The organism is Fontibacillus phaseoli (genome assembly GCF_003337355.1).
Lineage (GTDB): Bacteria > Bacillota > Bacilli > Paenibacillales > Paenibacillaceae > Fontibacillus > Fontibacillus phaseoli.
On record NZ_QPJW01000001.1, the window covers coordinates 319709 to 339765 of the forward strand.

General features: G+C 49.9%; 18 protein-coding genes. 17 read left to right on the forward strand and 1 reads right to left on the reverse strand.

Annotation, left to right across the window (positions count from 1 at the left end; genetic code table 11):
- Positions 1–43 precede the first annotated feature (43 nt).
- The 13 genes from DFP94_RS01510 (at position 44) to holA (ending at position 14151) form a co-directional block, all read left to right on the forward strand.
- Positions 44–646, forward strand: coding sequence for a ComEA family DNA-binding protein (locus DFP94_RS01510; RefSeq protein WP_245954412.1), 603 nt, complete (start codon positions 44–46; stop codon positions 644–646).
- A 19-nt stretch (positions 647–665) separates the two neighbouring features.
- Entirely contained in the window at positions 666–1184 is a 519-nt protein-coding gene (locus DFP94_RS01515) for a deoxycytidylate deaminase (RefSeq protein ID WP_114494678.1), read from the forward strand.
- A 99-nt stretch (positions 1185–1283) separates the two neighbouring features.
- Positions 1284–3923 carry a DNA internalization-related competence protein ComEC/Rec2 gene (locus DFP94_RS01520; RefSeq protein ID WP_114494679.1) on the forward strand — a complete coding sequence of 880 codons (2640 nt, stop codon included), beginning with the start codon at positions 1284–1286 and terminating at the stop codon, positions 3921–3923.
- Positions 3924–4123: 200 nt separating this feature from the next.
- Positions 4124–4729, forward strand: a complete 606-nt coding sequence (locus tag DFP94_RS01525) for a histidine phosphatase family protein (RefSeq protein WP_114494680.1) — start codon at positions 4124–4126, stop codon at positions 4727–4729.
- 55 nt (positions 4730–4784) lie between these two features.
- Entirely contained in the window at positions 4785–5408 is a 624-nt protein-coding gene (locus tag DFP94_RS01530; protein ID WP_114494681.1) for a histidine phosphatase family protein, read from the forward strand.
- Between the two features lie 22 nt (positions 5409–5430).
- Positions 5431–6714 carry an extracellular solute-binding protein gene (locus tag DFP94_RS01535; protein ID WP_114494682.1) on the forward strand — a complete coding sequence of 428 codons (1284 nt, stop codon included), beginning with the start codon at positions 5431–5433 and terminating at the stop codon, positions 6712–6714.
- A 75-nt stretch (positions 6715–6789) separates the two neighbouring features.
- Positions 6790–8088 carry a sugar ABC transporter permease gene (locus tag DFP94_RS01540; RefSeq protein ID WP_281269461.1) on the forward strand — a complete coding sequence of 433 codons (1299 nt, stop codon included), beginning with the start codon at positions 6790–6792 and terminating at the stop codon, positions 8086–8088.
- Complete coding sequence (locus DFP94_RS01545) at positions 8085–8927, forward strand: sugar ABC transporter permease (protein ID WP_114494683.1); 843 nt, start codon at positions 8085–8087, stop codon at positions 8925–8927. The genes DFP94_RS01540 and DFP94_RS01545 overlap by 4 nt, the downstream gene beginning before the upstream one ends.
- Before the next feature lie 90 nt (positions 8928–9017).
- A complete protein-coding gene (locus DFP94_RS01550) occupies positions 9018–9716 on the forward strand; it encodes an MgtC/SapB family protein (RefSeq protein ID WP_114494684.1) in 699 nt (232 codons plus the stop codon).
- A 73-nt stretch (positions 9717–9789) separates the two neighbouring features.
- Positions 9790–10809, forward strand: a complete 1020-nt coding sequence (locus tag DFP94_RS01555) for a LacI family DNA-binding transcriptional regulator (protein ID WP_245954413.1) — start codon at positions 9790–9792, stop codon at positions 10807–10809.
- A 251-nt stretch (positions 10810–11060) separates the two neighbouring features.
- Complete coding sequence (locus DFP94_RS01560) at positions 11061–11609, forward strand: RNA polymerase sigma factor (RefSeq protein WP_114494685.1); 549 nt, start codon at positions 11061–11063, stop codon at positions 11607–11609.
- Complete coding sequence (locus DFP94_RS01565; RefSeq protein ID WP_114494686.1) at positions 11606–12811, forward strand: anti-sigma factor family protein; 1206 nt, start codon at positions 11606–11608, stop codon at positions 12809–12811. Before DFP94_RS01560 ends, DFP94_RS01565 begins: the two co-directional genes overlap by 4 nt.
- 320 nt (positions 12812–13131) lie before the next feature.
- Positions 13132–14151, forward strand: a complete 1020-nt coding sequence (gene holA / locus DFP94_RS01570; RefSeq protein WP_114494687.1) for a DNA polymerase III subunit delta — start codon at positions 13132–13134, stop codon at positions 14149–14151.
- Between the two features lie 827 nt (positions 14152–14978).
- Here holA and rpsT read toward each other — a convergent pair.
- On the reverse strand, positions 14979–15251 hold the full coding sequence (gene rpsT / locus DFP94_RS01575; RefSeq protein WP_114494688.1) for a 30S ribosomal protein S20: 273 nt from the start codon (positions 15249–15251) through the stop codon (positions 14979–14981).
- Between the two features lie 171 nt (positions 15252–15422).
- On the opposite strand from rpsT, the gene gpr reads away from it, so the two are divergent.
- From gpr to DFP94_RS01595, 4 genes are all read left to right on the forward strand, one after another.
- Positions 15423–16439, forward strand: a complete 1017-nt coding sequence (gene gpr, locus DFP94_RS01580; protein ID WP_114494689.1) for a GPR endopeptidase — start codon at positions 15423–15425, stop codon at positions 16437–16439.
- Between the two features lie 154 nt (positions 16440–16593).
- Positions 16594–17916: a stage II sporulation protein P gene (locus tag DFP94_RS01585; protein ID WP_114494690.1), complete on the forward strand. Its 1323-nt coding sequence runs from the start codon at positions 16594–16596 to the stop codon at positions 17914–17916.
- A gap of 44 nt (positions 17917–17960) precedes the next feature.
- Positions 17961–18503, forward strand: a complete 543-nt coding sequence (locus tag DFP94_RS01590) for a hypothetical protein (protein ID WP_114494691.1) — start codon at positions 17961–17963, stop codon at positions 18501–18503.
- Between the two features lie 104 nt (positions 18504–18607).
- Positions 18608–19669 (forward strand): LacI family DNA-binding transcriptional regulator, encoded by a 1062-nt coding sequence (locus DFP94_RS01595; RefSeq protein ID WP_245954414.1) that lies wholly within the window; start codon positions 18608–18610, stop codon positions 19667–19669.
- Positions 19670–20057 lie beyond the last annotated feature (388 nt).

Here is a 20057-nt window from a genome sequence, read left to right on the forward strand (position 1 = left end):
TGACCTATCACGAACAGATTCTTTAAAGATTGGGGCGTTCGGGTTGAAGAGGGAATATATCATTACATCGATTGTATCCGCCGTTATCGGAGCCGGGCTTATGCTTCTGGCCTTAGGGGGAAGCCATCCCCGGGGAATCGAAGGCTGGGTTCCGATAAACGAAAGCGTCGCCTCCGCAATGTCTGCAAAGGACGGGAGCGCGGCAGAAGTTCAGGCTGAACCGGCGAAAACGCAAGGCGGCAAAGCGACGGGTGAGAACACTCCAGCATCTGCAGTTGCTGCGGATGCGGGGAATCCGTCAAGCGCGGCTCCTGGAACGCAGGAAGCTTCCGAAGCTGCAGGTACGGCCGTAGCCCCCCTTGGGGCGAACGGTACGGCAGGGACGCCGGCAGCCCCCGGGACGAGCGGCACGTCCGCGAACCCGACGGAAGGAGACCTGCAGCGGGAACAAAGCGGGTTGATTAGCATAAACACCGCCGGGACGACCGAACTGCAGGAAATCCCCGGCATCGGGGAGAAGAAAGCGCAGGCGATCATCGATTACCGGAATGCGCACGGCCCCTTCAAGTCTGTGAACGAACTGACTGAAATAAAGGGCATCGGAGATAAAATGCTGGAGAAGATGAAGCCTCATATCAGGCTGTAAAGATGGGGGACATGTCAGGATGAATCCGGATCAACGCAAGGATTGGGATACTTATTTCATGGATATCGCTTATATGGTATCCACTCGCTCACGGTGCAGCCGCCGGCATGTCGGCGCTGTGCTGGTCCAGGGCAAGAAGCTGCTGGGAACGGCGTACAACGGCGCCCCTTCGGGCGTGCCCGATTGCTCCGAAGCCGGCTGCATGATCGCGGAAGACTATGAGCTTGCCGTCGAAAACGGGCAGGAAATCATGATCAAAAAACAGCGCTGCGTCCGCACGATCCATGCCGAACAAAATCTGCTGCTGTTTACCGACCGCATCGACCGCGAAGGCTCCAGCGTGTACGTCACGGACGAACCCTGCTGGACTTGCGCCAACATGTTGGCGAACAGCGGGATAACGGAGATCGTGTACCACCGGCCTTATCCTAAGGACACCGGAAAGGTGACGGCGATGATGAGCCAGAAAGGCATCGTTTTCCGGCGCCTGGAATCCTATGATCCGCCGCGGGAAACGGCCACGGAAATCGAGAACTGAGCATGACCGGAAATACTTACAAGATGAAGGAAGAACCTCATCTGCTTGATGCAGATGAGGTTCTTTTTGTTTCGCATATGAAGAAGGGGAGGGGTAGGGATGGAGCGCAGACCTTTGGCGGCTATCGCCTGCTGTTGGATTCTCGGTAATGGTTTGTCTTGTTTGTACGACGGAATAACCTTTTGGCTGCTCTGGGGCGGCATTTCTTTGATGGCACCGCTGCTCTCAACAGTCGGCCGGTTTCCTTGGAGGCGGCTTCTGGTCCTGTGGATACTATTTTCGCTCGGAGCGGCCTATTGGGCTAATAACGACGGAAGCAACGTCAGCGCTATTGAAGCCCGGTCGAAATATATATCCCCTGAGAATAGTGGGATGATGGAATTGGAAGGGATCCCGGTCCAAGTGGAAGGGAGGATTGTGTCGACCGTGGATATCGACGGGGATCGTGCGGCGTTTACGCTACGGCTCAGCGGATATTCTTTTACTGGCGAGTCCAATGGTGAGCGTGCTTCTAGGGAACGGAAGGAGCCATGGCACGAAAGTAAAGAAAAGGTCGCCGTGCAACTAAGATTATCTTCGCAATCCGAACTGGCGACCGCGGCGTCATGGAAGCGAGGTCAGATATTTGTCATTGGCGGTACCTTGGAGCGTCCTGGAGACGCCCGGAATTTTGGCGGCTTTGATTACCGCAACTACTTGCGTAATCAGAGAATTCACTGGCTGCTAAAGACGAAAGGGGCTTCCGGCGTCATAAGCGAATCGCCGAATCATTTCAGTTTTACTGCAGTATTGGGAAAGGTCGACAGTTTAAGGGACCGGCTGGGGGTTACAGTAGGAAAACTCTTTCCGGGCTGGCAGGCCGGTTATATGAAAGGATTGATCATCGGCCTAGCCGATGATCTGGAGCCCGAGAAGTACGCACAGTTCACCAATCTGGGGCTGACGCATATTCTGGCAATTTCGGGAAGCCATGTCGCGATTAATGTAGGCCTGCTGTTTGGTCTGCTCCGCCTGTGCCGGATCACCCGCGAGACCGCGATATGGATCGTACTGGGATTTGTTCCCGTCTATGTACTGCTGACAGGTTTTTCTCCCTCGGTTATCCGATCGGGGATCATGACGATGCTGGGTCTTTATCTCCTGCGCCGTGGTCTTCTGAAGGACGGATTAAACGTCCTGTCCGCTGCCGCTTTGCTCATGCTGCTGTGGGACCCGTATTATCTGCTAAATGTGAGCTTTCAGCTCTCTTTTGTGGTCACGGCCGGGCTAATCGTATTCGTGCCGCTGCTGTCGCCTTATTTCCGCTGGTTGCCTGAGCGCCTGAGGGGAGCGGCCGCGATCACGGTGGCCGCCCAGCTCGTTTCTTTTCCGGTCACGATCTACTACTTTAACCAGTTCTCATTGCTTTCGTTGGTAGCGAATATGGTGATCGTTCCGCTTGTCAGCCTGATCGCGCTGCCGGTCGGAACGGCGGCTCTGTTAGCCAGCGGAGTCTGGCTCCCGCTCGGACAATGGATTGCCTATCCCGTACGCTTGTTGAACTCGCTTACTTTCACCGCTACGGCATGGCTGACTGACCGCAGCGGATTCATGACCTATTGGAAGTCACCATCGCTGCTATGGATTACCATCTTTTACGGCCTCGCCTACTGGCTCTTGCGCCGGGGAGCACACAAAACGGCGGCCCAGCCATATTCAGCATTCTCTGCTGCTTCCGTAGATGACACGGTCCCGCTCCCACCCTATCCGGGAGCGAAGCTTCCGCATGTTGCGACCCTTACCCGGCTCAAATCATCCTGGAAGCAACTTTGCTTATCATGCATTTTGATAGCAGGATTCGCGGGATTGCTTGTTACCGGCTACCAACCCGCCAATGCAAAGGGAGTTGGCCATGTCCAGTTTATCGACGTCGGGCAGGGCGATTGCGCCTTAATAACTACGCCGACAGGAATTAATATCTTGGTGGATGGAGGAGGAACCGTGTCGTTTCGTAAACCCGGCGATGCTTGGCGCAACCGGAAGGAGCCGTTTGAAGTAGGGGCCAAAACGGTAGTTCCTCTGCTCAAAAAAAGAGGAATCCACCGCTTGGATGCCGTTATACTGACCCACGGAGACCAGGATCACATCGGCGGTCTGCAGGCGGTTGTCGAACAATTCCCGGTGGAGGCGCTCCTGTTTAACGGAAGTCTTGCCGCCTCCGCGACAATGAATAAGCTGATGGCGACCGCCAATGCCGGAAACATCCCGGTGTATGCGGCTCACCAAGGTATGAAACTAACGCCGGACGAGGCCACGACGATTGAGTTTCTGGCACCTCCGGATGAACCGGTTTTTTCAGGCGTTCCTTATGTGGAAGAGCAAAACCACCGATCCCTGGTTTTCCGGCTTGAAATGGAGGGAGCCTCATTTTTGTTTACTGGGGACATGGATGTATCGGCGGAAAGGAAAGTGCTTGCGCTAGAATCGGGAAAACGGCTACTGCTACCGTCTCCCGTTGACGTATTGAAGGTGGCGCACCATGGAAGCAAGACATCTACCTCCGCGGAGTGGCTTGCGCGGCTGCAACCGAAGCTGTCCATCATTTCAGTCGGAGCCTCGAATAGCTACGGCCATCCGAATGCCGGAGTTATGGAACGGCTTGAAAGAGCGGAGAGTTTTATATACAGAACAGACCTGCAGGGTGAAATTCAAGTGAAGGTGAAATCGGGAACCCTGTGGATACGTCGCAAATTGGAATAGTTAAGCAAGAGTCTCGTATGCGACGAGGCACTTTTTAATGGGGATTTTCGAAAAATGACTTTACACGACTGATGAAACGTGATTTAATATACCTGAAACCGGTATCATTAATTTCAGCATTTTGTTTCATGTCGTTTCATGGAGTTTTTCCAATTGTTTCAGCAGCTGCTTAACAACAAAGCTTAACTCATGGAGGTAGAATGAAGTTATTTTTAATTCGTCATGGTCAATCGATCGGCAATCTGTTTCTGGATGAAGACTTGCCGGATTCACCCTTGACTTCAACAGGTCTGTTGCAGGCCGATAAGGTTGCGTCATTTCTCGGCCGTAAGTCGGTGACAAGGATTGTATCCAGTCCGTTGATCCGTGCCATGCAAACGGCCAAGCCGCTCTCGGATCTGCTATCTATCCCGGTAGAGATATGGATGAATCTGTATGAATACAGGGAGGGGCCAGCTTTTTATAGCCTGCCTCGTAAAGAGATCCAGAAGTTTGTACCGGATGTCATGCTGCCGGAAGAAATCCTTGAGCCGGGTTGGAGCTGTCCGGGTGACGAAAACCGGGAGACTGTCGAGAATCGCGCGAAATCGATAGTCGAACAGCTACGCCTCTCTACGGATGATAGCATCGCCCTTTTTGCTCACGGCATGTTGATCGACTTCCTGATCCGTGAAATTTTGCAGCTTTCGAATGGATCGAATATTCATTTTGTTCAAGCCAATACCTGTATTAACTGCTTTGATCTGAACGAGAACGAGGTTAAGGTTTTGAGCTTGAATCAAACGGAACATCTGTGCTGCCATTAGAATTCTTATCAAACTAGAAACATCGCTTTTATTGGCGAGAGGAGATGAACCATCCTTGCATTTATACGTAATCAGGCATTCTCAATCGACAATGAACATTGGTATGGGAGGAGGAGCTAACTGCGGCTTGTCCCCAATCGGGTTATGGCAGGCAGAGCAAATCCCCCAATTTTTCGACGATATTCCAATCAAGGCCATATTCTGTAGTCCGTTGAAACGGGCAGTCTTGACCGCGACACCCCTGGCTAATCATAAAAATATGCCGATTATTTTGGTTCCGCAAATGTCGGAAGTATTTAACGGGGATTGGCCGGATTATCGCGATTATCCGTGGGAAAGCTGCGAACAAATTGTAAGCGATTTCCCGAATACGGAGTTCCTGCATTCCCACGACCTTTCCCAATCCTGGTGGCCTGTTTGGCCTGAAACTTTTCCTCAGGTCCGGGTGAGAGTTCAATCTTTCTTTGATGCGGAGATCGCTCCCTTTTTAGGGACGGATGAGCACATTGTCGTCTTTGGGCATGGGCAATCCACCGCAGACTTGAAGCAAGTCGCCAATCCTGGCGATATCATTCCCGTTTACAATGCAGGGATCGTTGAATTTATAATGGACGGTGAGGGCAAGTGCTTGTCCGCTGAAGTGCATACCGGCCATCTGGGGCCGCACGTATCCGATTAATTTATGATAATGGGGGATTTCCATGTTGAAAAAAACAATCAGTGTCATCGCAGCTTGCACACTAGTGTTAGCGCTTACAGCCTGCGGTCCGAAACGTGAAGCCGCACCGGCTCCGGCATCAAACGGTGCCGCTCAGGAGGAAGCGGCCAAACCTGCAAAATTGATGGTATGGGCCAATGAATCCGAGAAAGAGCTCGAATCGATTCGGACAATCACTAGCAGATTCACGGCCGATAACGGGATCGAAGTCGAGGTAGTACCCGTAAACGCACGCGAACAATCCAAAACATTCTCTCTGGATGGTCCTGCCGGTCGCGGACCCGATCTCTGGTGGGCGACCCATAACTCCATGGGAAAGAACGTTCTCCAGGGTTTGGCCGAACCTTATGATCTGGATGAAGAAGTGTTGAAAAATTACTCCGAAGAAGCCATTCAAGCGGTTACGATCGATGGCAAGATTTACAATTTGCCCATGGTTGTTGAAACAGCAGTCCTGTTCTACAACAAAAAGCTGTTGCCGGAGCAACCGGAATCCTGGAGCGATCTGGAGAAGTTTGCATCTACCTATACCGATTCTTCGCAAAATAAATACGGCTTTCTGATTGATGGAACCAACTTCTATTATACGAATATGTTCATGCAAGGAAATGGCGGTTACATTTTCGGCTATGACAAGGATAAAGGGTACGATGTGGGAGATATCGGCTTGAATAACGAGGGGGCCGTAAAGGGAGCCCAGTTAGTGCAATCCTGGTTTGACAAGAACTATTTGCCGAAGTCTATTACCGGGGACGTAATGGATGGTTTATTTAAAGAAGGAAAGGTCGGAGCTGTCTTGTCCGTACCTTCTTCTTTGATGAATTATGCCGGCGCGCTGGGGGATGACCTCGGAGTCGCTCCAATTCCGAAGCTGGACAACGGCGAGCATTCACCTTCATTTTTGGGAGTTAAAGGCTGGGTTCTGTCTCCTTATTCCAAAAATAAAGAATGGGCCGCAAAGCTCGCGCTTTACATGACCAGTCAAACTTCACTTGAGAGTCATTTCAGAGTAGCCGGGGAGGTTCCGGCAACGCTGGGGATTTTGACCAGTGATCTGATTACCAAGGATCCCTATTTCTCAGCGGTTGCGGAACAAAGCAAATACGCCACGCCTACGCCAAATATTCCGGAAATATCCCAAACCTGGGAGCCGATGAAGAACGCCTTTGTCTTCTTGTCGCAAGGCAATGACGCCAAAGAAGTGCTCGATGAAGCGGTTGACCAGATCAAAGAACAGATAAGCATTAATAATTCATCAGCGAAATAATATGGTACGGCAGATGGGGATACTCTGTATCCTCATCTGCTTAGTCCTCACTCGCCATCAGGGAGGTCTATTATATTGAGCGAGCACGAAGAAGAGAACCGCAAAGCGGGTTCCCATAGCCCCAAAAGAGCTATGATGCTCTCGATCGTACCGGGATTGGGACAGTTTTATAACCGAAGATATTTTAAAGGAATCCTCTTTTTCATTTTAATTGCTGCATTCCTTGTCGTATTCGGCAACTTTTTGAATATCGGCTACTGGGGATTGGTCACTTTGGGGACCATGGAGGGGGTGGACGATTCCAGAATGCTGCTCATTCAGGGCATTGTATCCGTTATCCTTACTGTTTTCGCATTAGGCGTTTATTGGTTGAATTTGATCGATGCCAAAAAGGATGCCGAGCGAATCAAGGAAGGCTGGAAAGTGACCACCTTGAGAGAAGGGTTCAAAAACGCATGGGACAAGGGTTTTCCATACGCGTTGGTAGCTCCCGGATTCTTCATGATTATTTTTGTGCTAATATTGCCCTTGATGTTTATGGTGGCGCTAGCCTTTACAAACTATAACATTTACAATTCTCCCCCTAAGTTTTTGCTAAGTTGGGTAGGAGTGAAGAATTTCTTCAATGTCTTTTCCGTTCCGATGTGGCGCAATACGTTTTTCTCCGTGCTGTCATGGACCATTATCTGGACGCTTGTGGCAACGACCTTGCAGGTAGGCCTTGCGCTATTTTTGGCGATTATCGTCAATGATAAACGGATAAAATTCAAGAAATTCATTCGAACCTTTTTGATTCTTCCCTGGGCGATCCCTGGTTTCGTGTCGATATTGACCTTTGCGGCCATGTTTAACGACCAGTTCGGTGCGGTCAATAATCAACTCTTGGCCCCTCTCGGAATAAACATTCCCTGGCTTACGGATCCTTTATGGACCAAGGTTGCCATCATATTCGTCGAGGTCTGGCTTGGTTTTGCTTATGTATTCGCCTTATTTACCGGGGTATTGCAAAGCGTTTCGTCAGACTGGTACGAAGCAGCGGAAGTGGATGGGGCCAGCAAATGGCAGAAATTCCGCAATATCACGCTTCCCCATGTATTGTTCGCGTCCGCTCCGTTATTGATCATGCAATATACAGGCAACTTTAACAACTTTAATCTGATTTATTTATTCAATCAAGGCGGACCGCCGGTCCGGGGCCAAACCGCAGGATCTACGGATATCGTAATATCCTGGGTGTATAAGCTGACCTTTGATACGCTGAACTATAACATGGCCGCCGTTATCTCGATCATTCTGGGCGTGTTTGTCGCCAGCATTGCCTTTTTTCAATTCCGACGGACTCGTTCTTTTAAAGAAGGGGGGACTAACGGTTGAACGCCAAATTAAAGTCACGGCTTGAAGTCGCAGGAATTTATCTGATTATCTTCATTATGTTTCTGGTTATTATTTATCCATTATTGTGGGTGTTCGGGATTTCGCTCAATCCGGGTACCAGTATGTACAGTGCGACGATTATCCCTAAAAATGCTTCGTTAGAGCATTATAGATGGCTGTTTACCAATCAGGATAGCAATTATTTGCTTTGGTATAAAAACACGTTGATCGTAGCCAGCGCTAAGACTGTGCTTTCCCTGACGGTGACGCTTTTTGTAGCATACGCATTCTCGCGGTACAATTTTGTCGGGCGAAAAAACGGGCTTTATGTCCTTATGTTGATCAAGATTTTTCCGGTGTTAATGGGGATGGTTGCCATTTACATTTTGCTCAATCTGGTGGGCTTGCTCGATTCCCTAATAGGATTAACCCTGGTATACGTAGGGACTTCAATTCCGACGCATGCGTTTTTGGTTAAAGGTTATTTTGATACGATTCCGAGGGATTTGGATGAAGCGGCAAAAATCGATGGAGCCGGCCATTTCCGTATTTTCTTCCAGATTATTTTGCCGTTGGCCGTTCCGATTGTCGCGGTAGTCGCCTTATTTAATTTTATGGCGCCTTTTATGGATTTCTTATTACCGCGCATCGTGATCCGCAGTCCGGAAAACTATACGCTGGCACTCGGATTGTTTAACTTGGTCAATCAGGAATTCGGACAGAACTTCACGCGCTTTGCCGCGGGCTCCATCTTGATTGCCGTACCGATTGCGACCGTATTCCTTTATTTCCAGCGGTATCTGATTAGCGGACTGACCGCCGGCGCTTCAAAAAGCTAATTCATGCCTGGAGCCCGGTAGCGATTATAGACGCCGGGCTTCAAGCGTTCTAGGTAAATTGCAACCGACAAAGGATGTGTAGTATGGCTTATGGCAAGTCCCTGGCATATTGGAACGCCGGAATTGATTATGCGTTTGCTGCTTTCACTTTTTTTGGGAGGAATTATAGGATATGAGAGAGAGATAAACCGCCATGCAGCCGGTTTGAGAACCAATATATTGGTTTGTGTGGGCTCCACCCTGATCATGTTGTTATCGATTTACGGGTTTACGGATTTTCTGAATGAACCGACCGTACGGACCGATCCCGCCAGGCTGGCCGCCCAGGTTATTAGCGGTATAGGCTTTTTGGGTGCGGGAACGATCATGCAGAAAGGCGCATCGATAAAAGGGCTGACCACTGCGGCAACGTTATGGGTCATGGCGGCGATTGGCCTCGCGGTGGGCGCCGGATTTTATTATCCGGCCGTGATCACTTGCCTCATTGTAATTATTTCGCTTAAGGCGTTAAATAAAGTAGAACATCGGTTTTTGGCTTCCAGAAAAATTCATACCCTTAGAATTTCTCTGCCTCCTGAATCACCAAGCTTAGCGGAAATGTATGCCGTAATGACCTCCTATCATCTGGATATCAAAACGATTAGCATCGCAAACGAAAATGGCAGTCTCGGGAATGAAGTTCAGCGGATTAAAATTACGTTCGCCGCACCTAAGAATGCTTCCTTGATTCAAGTTTTGGAGAAATTTCATGCTCTTCCGGATGTTTCATCCTTGCAGATGGAAAGATAACTGGCTATGGTCCCGAAATTATAGTAAAATATATACATTTATAAGTCCGGATTCTACTATTCATTTGAGGTGAGTGAAAATCGCAACGATCAAAGATGTTGCCCGGGTAGCCGGCGTGTCACCGGCAACGGTATCCAGGGTAGTTACGAATAAAGGAAATACAACAGAGGAAATAAAGAAACGTGTGCTCGAGGCTATGGAAGAACTGAAATATGTTCCTAACATTAACGCGCAGTCGCTTTCTTCCAACAGGTCCAGGACCATTTGTTTCTCGATTGCGCGAAACCCGAAAGAAATACTCGGAAACTCATTTTTCAGCGACGTACTTTGCGGAATTTCCGATGCGGCCAAACTGCAGGACTACAACCTGCAGTTTGCCTTGTTCCATACGATCGAAGAGCAGATGGAAAAATGCGTGAAGCTGTATCGGCAAAAGCAGGTGGATGGGTTTATTTTTACTAGCATCCGTTCATCCGATAAAGATATTTTGTTAAAAGGCCTCAAGGCGAAACACATTCCTTTTGTGATGATCGGCAGCAGTTTATCGCACAGTGCTCTATCCATACATAATGACAATGTAAGGGATAGCTACATTTCGACGAAATATTTGGTGGACAAAGGCTACAGCCGGATTTTGTTCCTCACGCCCAACTTGAAGCAGGATGTTATTTACGATCGAATCCATGGATATCAGCGGGCGATTGAAGAAAGCGGCCTAAATTTATCTCCGGAATATATTCTTTACTGCGGGGACGAGGAAGATGAGGTTACCCAAGCGTTGGAGCAGGTGGAGAAACAGGGTCTCTCCTTTGATTCGATTATCACTACGGAGAGTATTATGTCCTTAAGCGCACTGAAATATTGTCAGGCTAAAGGGAAGAGAGTCCCCGAAGATGTGGGGATTTTATGTTTCAACAATGCGCCGTACCTGGATAAAGTATCTCCTTCCATCAGTTGCATTGACCTGAATCCGATTTTGCTCGGGAACGAGGCGTTCAAATTGCTGTTAGACTTGATTGAACAACCCTCCAGTTCTTTCGTGAATAAAAGCATTACGCTCCCGTCGCAAATTATTGAGCGCCAATCTACTTAAAGGACTTGACTTTCCCACAGCTAGCTGGCATCGGCGCACCGCCGTCGTCGGCTTTTTTTATTTCTTGCTGCGATAAGAGGACTGCGCGGATGACGCGTTCTCTTTTTTTTGGTATCCTAAGATGAGATTGAAGACGGAGGCACTAGAAATCCAGACTTTTTTCCTAATATTTACTCAAAAAAATAGTAACAACATTGCAACATATTGATGGACGATCACGTCTGTAAGGTTGCATGGAAGGGGGAGCCTTTGTGGTGGAGCAAGGTCTCATCAGAGCCGCTCAAACGGGCGATCGCGACGCTCTAATCACCCTATTGCGAGAAATAGAGACTCACGTGTACCGGACGGCCTATTACATTTTAAACAATGAACAGGATGCAATGGATGCAGCCCAGGAAGCGCTGATTCGGATTTATACCAAAATCGATTCTTATGAAGAAAAAGCCCAGTTCAAAACCTGGGTACAGCGAATTGTCACAAATATCTGTATCGACAAATTCCGGAGGAGCAAACCAACCGTTTCGATCGACGAACATGACATGGTTTTCCAAGGGAATGAGAGCGTCGAAAGAGAAGTTATGTCCGGATATTTGGCACATGACATACGCGAAGCTATCGACCAGTTACCGGAACATCACCGGATGGTCGTCGTTCTAAGGTATCTGCAGGATTTCTCTTATAACGAAATCGCTGATAGCCTGAATTTGCCGCTCAATACGGTGAAATCCTATTTATTCAGGGCCAGGCAGCAGCTTCAACACTTACTCCAAGATTATCAGAAAGGTGGTGTATCAGGATGAAATGCCCGGAGGCGGTGGAATGGATGCATCGTTATATCGATCACGATCTGAACGAGGAAGAAAGTTCAGTTCTGTTTGAACATATGCAAAATTGCCCGGAATGCTCCGAGAAATTCGCCATACTGAATGAGCTGTCGGCCAAGCTGGAAGAGCTTCCGAAGGTGACTCCTCGTTTTAGTCTGGTCGACTCGATTCTTCCTCAACTGGATGTCATTGACCGGGCGCGGCGGGAAGAAGGCAGCGCGGCCGAAGATGTTGCGGGCACGATGGTGGCTGCGGAGAGCACGGATGAGTTAAGCCGTAGCCGGCGCGAACGGCCAGTGCGACGCAGCAGCCGCGCTTACCGGACAGGTGCCTTTGGCCTTGCGGCAGCAGTGATTTTAGGCGTGTTTATATATCAGTACGAACCTAAGACGATGCCGGATGCGGAGATAGCTTCACGGGTTGCATTCGACAGTAACTCCTCTACGGCAGATAGATCTTCCTCGTCGGAGACGGAAGAGAGTGCGGATAATTTTTCGAAGCAAGATGGCGGCGAGACCGGTCCCATTATGCAAGAAGATCACAACACTCCTGCAGCCGATGAGAGCTTAAAGTCGTCCGGGAACGGTGCAGGCGGAGAGAGCAAAAGTGACTCCTCCAATGGCGGAAGCGGCGGATCCCAGGAAACAACTACGCCGGATCGCTCAGGCAATGACGCTGCGCCTCCCAAAGCGGCCAATCCGGCTGCCAACGGCGGGAATAGCGGAACGTCAAGCCCGGCGACATTGGATCGGGACAAAAACGCTAAGACGCCGCAGGAAAGTGCTCCCTTGAATAATGAGGGAGGGGCAGAAGCAGAGGATAGCGATGCCAGCTTAAAAACCATGGTTCCGGAAAAGGCGCCTGTTGACGGACTTGCGGATAGCAGTATGATGGGAATCGCCAATTTCCTGGCGACAAATCAGTGGCCTTCCCCGGACGGAAAATATACGGCTGAACTGCGGGATAATCATTTGTACGTATACCGGAATGATGCCGAGGATCGCACGCTTTTGGTGGATCAGACCTTGGACGGCAATTGGGTAAATGGAGAATGGTCCCAAGACGGCAAAACATTTACGTATGAGACGGAAAAGGACGGGACCTCGGCAGCGCATACCGTACAGCCGGTACAATCGGAAACGGGCGCCGACGGTAATTCTTCCGCAAATCAGCCTTAAGTAACATGCTGTCGGCTCAGGCATACAGATATTTTTTCGGAAAAAATACGGCTTATCTCCCAGTCACCTTTTCGGGAGATATGGAATAGGTTATATAGATAAATAGAGACAGGATTGACCCTGATCGTCGTATGACCGCCGGCGGGAAAGTTTCTAGAGCTTTTCAGCCCGCGTTTATATAGATGCTCCGGGACAAAGGGACCTTGCGCCGCGTGCAGAGGTCCCTTTGTTTGCTCTTCTATGCCCTTGGACTAATTGGCCGATTCACAGTATCATAGGAAGAGCGGATTGAAATCGTGAAGAGGGGAGAGAGATGCCGGATGGATGTTAAAACAGCGGTCAAACAATTGAAACAAGGGCAGGTCTCCCCATTATATTTGTGCTACGGAACTGAAAAATACCAAATCCAGGAGTTTATCGGTTTGCTGCAGGAGCAAGTGGTGGATCCGGACCAGAAGGATTTTTCTATGGCGGTATTTGATCTGGCCGAGACTCCGATGGAAGTGGTCGTCGAAGAAGCCGAGACGCTTCCGTTTCTTGTGGAGCGCAAGTTGATTGTCGTGCGGGATTCCTCAGTATTTACGGCAGGCAAAGAAGGCGGGAAAATCGAGCATAAGCTCGAAGCGCTGACGGCCTACATGGATAATCCTGCCGAGCATAGCGTTATCGTTTTTGTAGTTCATGGGGAGAAGCTCGACGAGCGGAAAAAGATCGTAAAAGCGATGAAGGCCGCGGGCACGGTGTTGTCGTTTATGCCGCTGGGGGGCAGCGAATTGACCCAATGGGTCGTGCGCGAAGTGGAAAAACGCGGGCGCCGGATCGGCCGGGAAGCCGCCGAGGCGCTGGTCGCGGCTGTCGGCGTGCAGATGACGGCGCTGGCGGTGGAGGTGGACAAGCTGTGCTTGTACGCCGGCGAGGGCGGCATGATCGATGCCGCGGCAATCGATCAACTGGTGGCGAAAACCACGGAACAAAATGTGTTCGCGATGGTCGAGCATATTGCCGGCCTCAAACTGGAACAGGCGCTGGATATCTTCTATGAACTGCTCAAACAGCGCGAGGAACCGATCAAAATTGCGGCCTTGATCGCCCGCCAGTTCCGGATCATGCTACAGGTCAAGGATATGGCGCGTCAAAGCTACTCCCAGCAACAGATTGCCTCGCAACTGGGGCTGCATCCCTACGCCGTTAAAATTGCCGGTGAACAAGCCCGGAAATTTGAGCATGCGCGGCTAAAGCGAATCCTGTCCGAATTGGCCCAGCTCGATTACCAAATGAAGAGCGGCGGCATCGACAAAGTATTGGGGCTGGAATTGTTTCTGTTGAAGCTGGGGGCGTAGGCGGCCGAAATTCTCCCCCGGGCACAGACTTAGACGATAGCCTCCTGGGTCGCCAAGTCAAATTTGACCCCAAATAACTGGAAAACCTCCAGTTAATTCGGGGCTTTTTTCGGTTTTATGCTAATTAGCTGGAAAACCTCCAGTTAATTGGCCCGAAATCAGTTGCATTCTGCGGAACCTGCAAAATTAACTGTAGGAAATCCGGTTAATTTACGAAACTTTCTTATATGAGGGATTTTAGATGTATAAAATGCAGTTATTTTTTTGAGAACGCCGCCCCCGCAGCGCACAAAGTTACTTATGCCACCAATGTCACCACAACGCACCAAGTAACCTATGCCGCCAAAGCTCCCGCGTTCGCACTAAGTAACTTATGCCACCAATGTCTCCACAACGCACCAAGTAGCCTATGCCGCCAAAGTTCCCGCGTTCGCACAAAGTTACTTATGCCACCAATGTCACCACAACGCACCAAGTAACCTATGCCCCAAAGCTCCCGCGTTCGCACTAAGTAACTTATGCCGCCAATATCTCCACAACGCACCAAGTAACCTATGCCGCCTAAGTCACTCCGCGAACAAAAGTAACTATTTTTCCCCTGGCCAACACAACGCGCCCAGTAACTCTTATCCCACCTAAACACACAGCTGAACCAAGCAACTTAAATCGCCAAACCGCCAGTGCAATGTAATCCTCCCCCTCCGCTCTACCCTGCCGCACGCGGGCAGCTCACCCGCTGCCGAACTCCTTGCATAGCACAGAACATCAAAAAGACCTGAACGAAATCGTCCAGGTCTCTCTGAGCTTAAGTTTATAAATAGCGACGCTTACGCTTGGGACGTAAGGGCGTTCAATTTTTTAGCCAAGCGGGATTTCTTGCGGGATGCTGCATTTTTGTGGATCAAACCTTTAGTAACGGCTTTGTCCAATTTTTTGGCTGCAGCAGCGAAAGCGGCTTTAGCTACTTCTACTTCGTTGTTCGCCAGAGCGGTATCGGCAGTTTTAACAACCGTACGCAAAGCGGACTTTTGCGAAGCGTTCAGAGCACGGCGCTTGTCGTTTGTTTTTACACGTTTGATTGCGGATTTAATGTTTGGCATTGCATTCACCTCCTGTAAAGCATATATCATCCCAGATGATTCACAACTTAAAATATTTTATCATGCCCCCCGCTAAAATGCAATCGATTCGTAGAAACAAAGCTCATGTGCATAATGTCATTCTCTCTCCCGCAAACTATAGGCAACCGAGGAAAAGGAGGTCATCATGACATGAATTTGGATTTGCGGGACTACTCCGTCCGGACCGATCTGGCCGTGGAATCAAAAGAGATGGCGGAGACCGCTTACGGCGGGCCGGTGCCGGGACTGAACGAACAGATCGATGAACACGACGGCATCAAAATTACCCGGCTGGATGTGACGAATGAGGCGGCATCGCGGCAAATCGGCAAAATGGTTGGACACTATATCACTATCGAGGTCCCCGGGCTCCGCAGTCAGGACAGCGATCTGCAGGAAAAAGTTTCGGCTGCTTTTGCCAAAGAGTTCGGCTTGTTCCTGAACAAGATTGGCGTCCATGAGAATGCCAAAGTGCTCATTGTCGGACTCGGTAACTGGAACGTAACGCCAGATGCGCTTGGACCCCTTGTGGTGGAAAATGCGCTGGTCACCCGCCATTATTTTGAGCTGGCTCCGGATCAAGTGTCCCCGGGATATAGGGAAGTGAGCGCAATAGCACCCGGGGTGCTTGGGATTACCGGTATTGAATCGAGCGAAGTGGTGCAGGGGATCGTGGAACGGACCAAGCCCGATTTGATCATCGCCATTGATGCGCTGGCTTCCAGATCGCTGGAGCGGGTGAACACGACCATTCAGATTGCCGATATCGGAATCCATCCGGGTTCAGGCATCGGAAACAAGCGCCGGGGCCTGACCAAAGAAATATTGGGCGTTCCCTGCATCGCGATCGGCGTTCCGACCGTATGTTACGCCTCCACGATCGTGAACAATGTATTCGATTTGATGAAAACCCATTTCGACCAGGAAAGCGACGAGGGGCAGCCGGGTCAGACTAAGCAGATTCTTGGGCTCCTGACGGAGCTAAGCGAAGGTGAACGACTGGGCCTCGTAAAAGAAGTTCTCGAGCCGCTCGGGCATGATCTGATCGTGACCCCTAAGGAAATCGACGAATTTATCGAAGACATTGCCAATGTGATCGCTAGCGGCCTTAACCTGGCCCTTCATGAGGCCGTAAATCCGGATAACGTTGCTACCTATACCCATTAAAATCATCAACTCCTCCTCCCTATGAAGTTCGCAATCTAGCGGACTTCTTTCTTTTTGTGAGAATTCAAGGTTCTAATCTGCGCGCTAGGTTCATAGATTTGGATTAAAAGAGATGGAGCCTTAAGATTTACCGGCTGGAGGAGGATAAGACAAAATGAAATTCAGAGCTTGGAACATCGGAAAATTAAAGCGGAATCTGCTGCACGTGCTGGCGATGGGGCAAACTTTTCTGCTGATGTCGGTATTGTCGGTCGTATTTTTCGTTCTGCTTGGCACGTTCGGGATCGCCGAAAAAAACTTGAACACGTCGCCCGTTTCATCCATGAAAGGGTTGGCGGCATCTCTGTCGAGCCGTTTTTTTATCGAGATGGTCGGCATGGAGTTGCCGCATTCGGTCAGTGAACAACAGACGCCTGCTTTTTCGGGTAAACAGATGTCCCAATTTGTGTTTCAATTGCTAACCGACGTAAATCCGGCAGATCCGAAAAGCCTGGTCGCCAGGGAGGTTCCTGGCCTTGGCTCGGACAGCCCGATCCTGCTGCGCACAGGTTCAGGCAATACGACCGTGCAGGCACCGGAGGATTACCGGCCGGGTACCGGGGCCGACGGTACCGCCCCGGATCATCCTGAGCCGGATGCAGGCGATCCGCAGCCGGAGAATGACCCCGGAACGACTCCGCCTGATACAACCCCGGGAAATCCTCCTAACGGAGATCCGGGTCAGACCGGAGATGCTCCCATCAAACCGGGCAACAAAAATATCGTGATGATTTATCATTCCCATCCGCAGGAATCGTACAATCCCCTGCTTGGAACGAACGGGGATAACCCGAGTTCGGCCGAGGAGAAGAAGAACGTCGGTCTGGTCGGAGAATTTCTCGCCAAAGAGCTGGAGCGCAAAGGCGTAGCTGCGATGCATTCTTTTCAAAACTATGCGGCCACTGTAAGTAATTACAATTACAATTATTCATATAAATATTCAAGAGAAACCGTAAAAACGGCCATGGCCGAGAACGGCAAACTTCAATATTTCATTGATATCCACCGAGATTCGCAGCGCCATGAGAAAACGACTACGCAAATTAACGGGGAGTCTTACGCACAGGTCTACTTCATAATTGGACATGCGAACGAAAACTGGAGGAAGAATGAAGCTTTCGCGAATTCGATTCATGACCGGCTGGAGAAATCGTATCCCGGCATTTCACGCGGCATTTGGGGCAAAACTAGCTCCCAAGGAAACGGAGAATACAATCAGTCGCTGTCCCCGCAAAGCATTTTGATTGAAATCGGGGGAATAGACAATTCGGAGGAAGAACTGGAACGCACTTCACAAGTATTGGCCGGAATCATAGCCGATCTTTATTGGGAAGGCCAGGAGGCGGAGAAGGCAGGCTCTCTGACGAAGGGCGACGGAAAGGAAAAAGACTCGAAACAGGCAAAGGCGGAGGCCGGTGCAAGCAATAAAAAGTCATAGAAGTAGAGGTAGTAGTGAAAAATTAGTGAAAAGGAGTGCGCTCCATGGCGAAAACGTTGAGGAAGAGCATGTTTTACGGTATTTTGCTGGTTGCCGGCGTTACATTGGGGATGCAGATGTCGGAAACGGGAGCCGGTCAGAACGGGTTCCAGCAAAATGGGATCTGGACAGCCAATGGCTGGCAAGCGGCCTCTTCTTCTAACGGTGCCGTAAACGGACCCTTCTATCAAACCCAATCCGGGCAAGCGGGTAACGTCAACCCGTACGCCAACGGTCAGTACAACAATGGCCAATATAACATTGGAGGCAACGGTAACCCGAATAACAATGGCAACCAGTCTGCCGATGGAGTGAGCGGCGTATCCCCCTCGCAAGGCTCTACTGCGCAGAATTGGACTTCCCAAGGCGGATATAATTGGCAAACATCCGGCTACGATATGCTCCAGACTCCGGGGGACCTGCTACTACCGGAGCCGGCTGCTCCGGCCGTGGACCGCTTTGCGGATAAGGCCGCAAACCTGCTTCAGCAGGCATCCCGCAAAAGCATTCACTGGTTTGCTTCCTTGTTCGGCCCATCCACGGAATAATTATGATAATTGTCTAAATCGAATGCATCCCCGGTGCTAACTTTGTTATAATGAAATGAGTACATTATACAAACTGTTATCATGGTTTGCGGGGGTATCGCCAGTTGAAGAAAATTACGATGCAGCAAATAGCCGACCATCTGGGAGTGTCCAAGTTCGTCGTTTCCAAGGCGCTTTCGGGAAAGGGCGGAGTGAATGAAACTACCAAAAACCGGGTGATTCAGGCGGCTTCCCAGCTCGGTTATTTTGCTCAAAAAAATGTCTACATGAAAAATCAGACTCTGACCCAGCAACCTGCTTCGTTTACCGGAAAGCAATCGGTCATCGTGTTGATGCCCAACATTCGTTTTCAGACGAAGGACTCGCTTTATTGGGGGAAAATTCTCGAGGGAATTTCCGAAGAGTTGGAAATGCGGGGACTGGGCATGGTGATCGTTTCGGAATCCCGGGTAGATCACTTTATTCATGTCCTGAATCCCGAAGGGATTTTGGGCATGATCGGCGTGGGCCAAATCGATTCCTCCCTGCTGCTTGAAGTACATCGGCTTGGGATCCCCATGGTTTTGGTGGACCATGAGGATGCGCTCATTCCGACGGACACCGTGTTCGCCAACAATGGGGACAGCATCTCCCGTCTATGCAACCATTTATTTGGACTGGGGCATACCCGGCTCCATTTCATCGCGAATATCCAGTTTTCGCGCAGCTTCCGCGACCGTTGGTCCGGATTTAGGGAAGCTTTGGAGCAGAACGGACTTGAAACGCCGAGAATCGATGATCCGATGCTGCACTTAAACGGGGTGGATACTGGGGAGTTTGCGCCTGTCTTTGAGGAATGGATTTTGAACCGGAAGAAAAACCGGCAAATGCCGACTGCGCTTGTGTGCGCCAATGATTCCATCGCGATACGAGTGGAGGAGGTATTGAAAAGAATCAATATCGAGGTTCCCGGCCAGATCACCGTTACGGGCTTTGACAATATCGACGATGCTTACCGCAGCGAGCCGCCGATCACCACGGTGCATGTGCCGAAGGAAGCGATGGGACGCAGAGCGGTCAGAAAGCTGATTGAGCGGATCGAGAACCCGGAACAGGTGCATGAAAAAGTATTGGTATCCGCCGAACTGGTCCACCGCGAGTCTACCGCAGCTCCATTAGAAGCATGAATTAAGAAATGTAATTATGGAACATAAGCAGGCAAGAGACGCAAGGGGAACAAGGTAAGCAAGGTAAGCAAGGTAAGCAAGGTAAGCAAGGAGAGCAAGGAGAGCAAGGAGAGCAAGGAGAGCAGGAGAGCAGGAGAGCAAGGAGAGCTTGGCTACCGTAATAGCCGGCAGAGAGGCCAAGATGATCGTCAATAGCTGTATTTCCTACAGTTATTCAAGGAGAAATGAGCGCGGGGGAGAGAATAACTGTAAAACATGCATTTAATTTCCTTCAAATTAATAGGTTGGACTCATATGCTTGATTTTAGCTGTAGGTTTTACAGTTAAATTCCTCTAAAGTTTGTTTTTCGTGAAAATAGCTGTAGGTTTTACGGTTAATTCGTTAAGC

Bases quoted from the DNA above. Each gene is read 5' to 3' on its own strand.
- DFP94_RS01515 (WP_114494678.1), top strand. From the start codon at position 666: ATGAATCCGGATCAACGCAAGGATTGGGATACTTATTTCATGGATATC.
- DFP94_RS01520 (WP_114494679.1), top strand. From the start codon at position 1,284: ATGGAGCGCAGACCTTTGGCGGCTATCGCCTGCTGTTGGATTCTCGGT.
- DFP94_RS01525 (WP_114494680.1), top strand. From the start codon at position 4,124: ATGAAGTTATTTTTAATTCGTCATGGTCAATCGATCGGCAATCTGTTT.
- DFP94_RS01535 (WP_114494682.1), top strand. From the start codon at position 5,431: ATGTTGAAAAAAACAATCAGTGTCATCGCAGCTTGCACACTAGTGTTA.
- DFP94_RS01550 (WP_114494684.1), top strand. From the start codon at position 9,018: ATGGCAAGTCCCTGGCATATTGGAACGCCGGAATTGATTATGCGTTTG.
- DFP94_RS01565 (WP_114494686.1), top strand. From the start codon at position 11,606: ATGAAATGCCCGGAGGCGGTGGAATGGATGCATCGTTATATCGATCAC.
- holA (WP_114494687.1), top strand. From the start codon at position 13,132: ATGGATGTTAAAACAGCGGTCAAACAATTGAAACAAGGGCAGGTCTCC.
- rpsT (WP_114494688.1), bottom strand. From the start codon at position 15,251: ATGCCAAACATTAAATCCGCAATCAAACGTGTAAAAACAAACGACAAG.
- gpr (WP_114494689.1), top strand. From the start codon at position 15,423: ATGAATTTGGATTTGCGGGACTACTCCGTCCGGACCGATCTGGCCGTG.
- DFP94_RS01585 (WP_114494690.1), top strand. From the start codon at position 16,594: ATGAAATTCAGAGCTTGGAACATCGGAAAATTAAAGCGGAATCTGCTG.
- DFP94_RS01590 (WP_114494691.1), top strand. From the start codon at position 17,961: ATGGCGAAAACGTTGAGGAAGAGCATGTTTTACGGTATTTTGCTGGTT.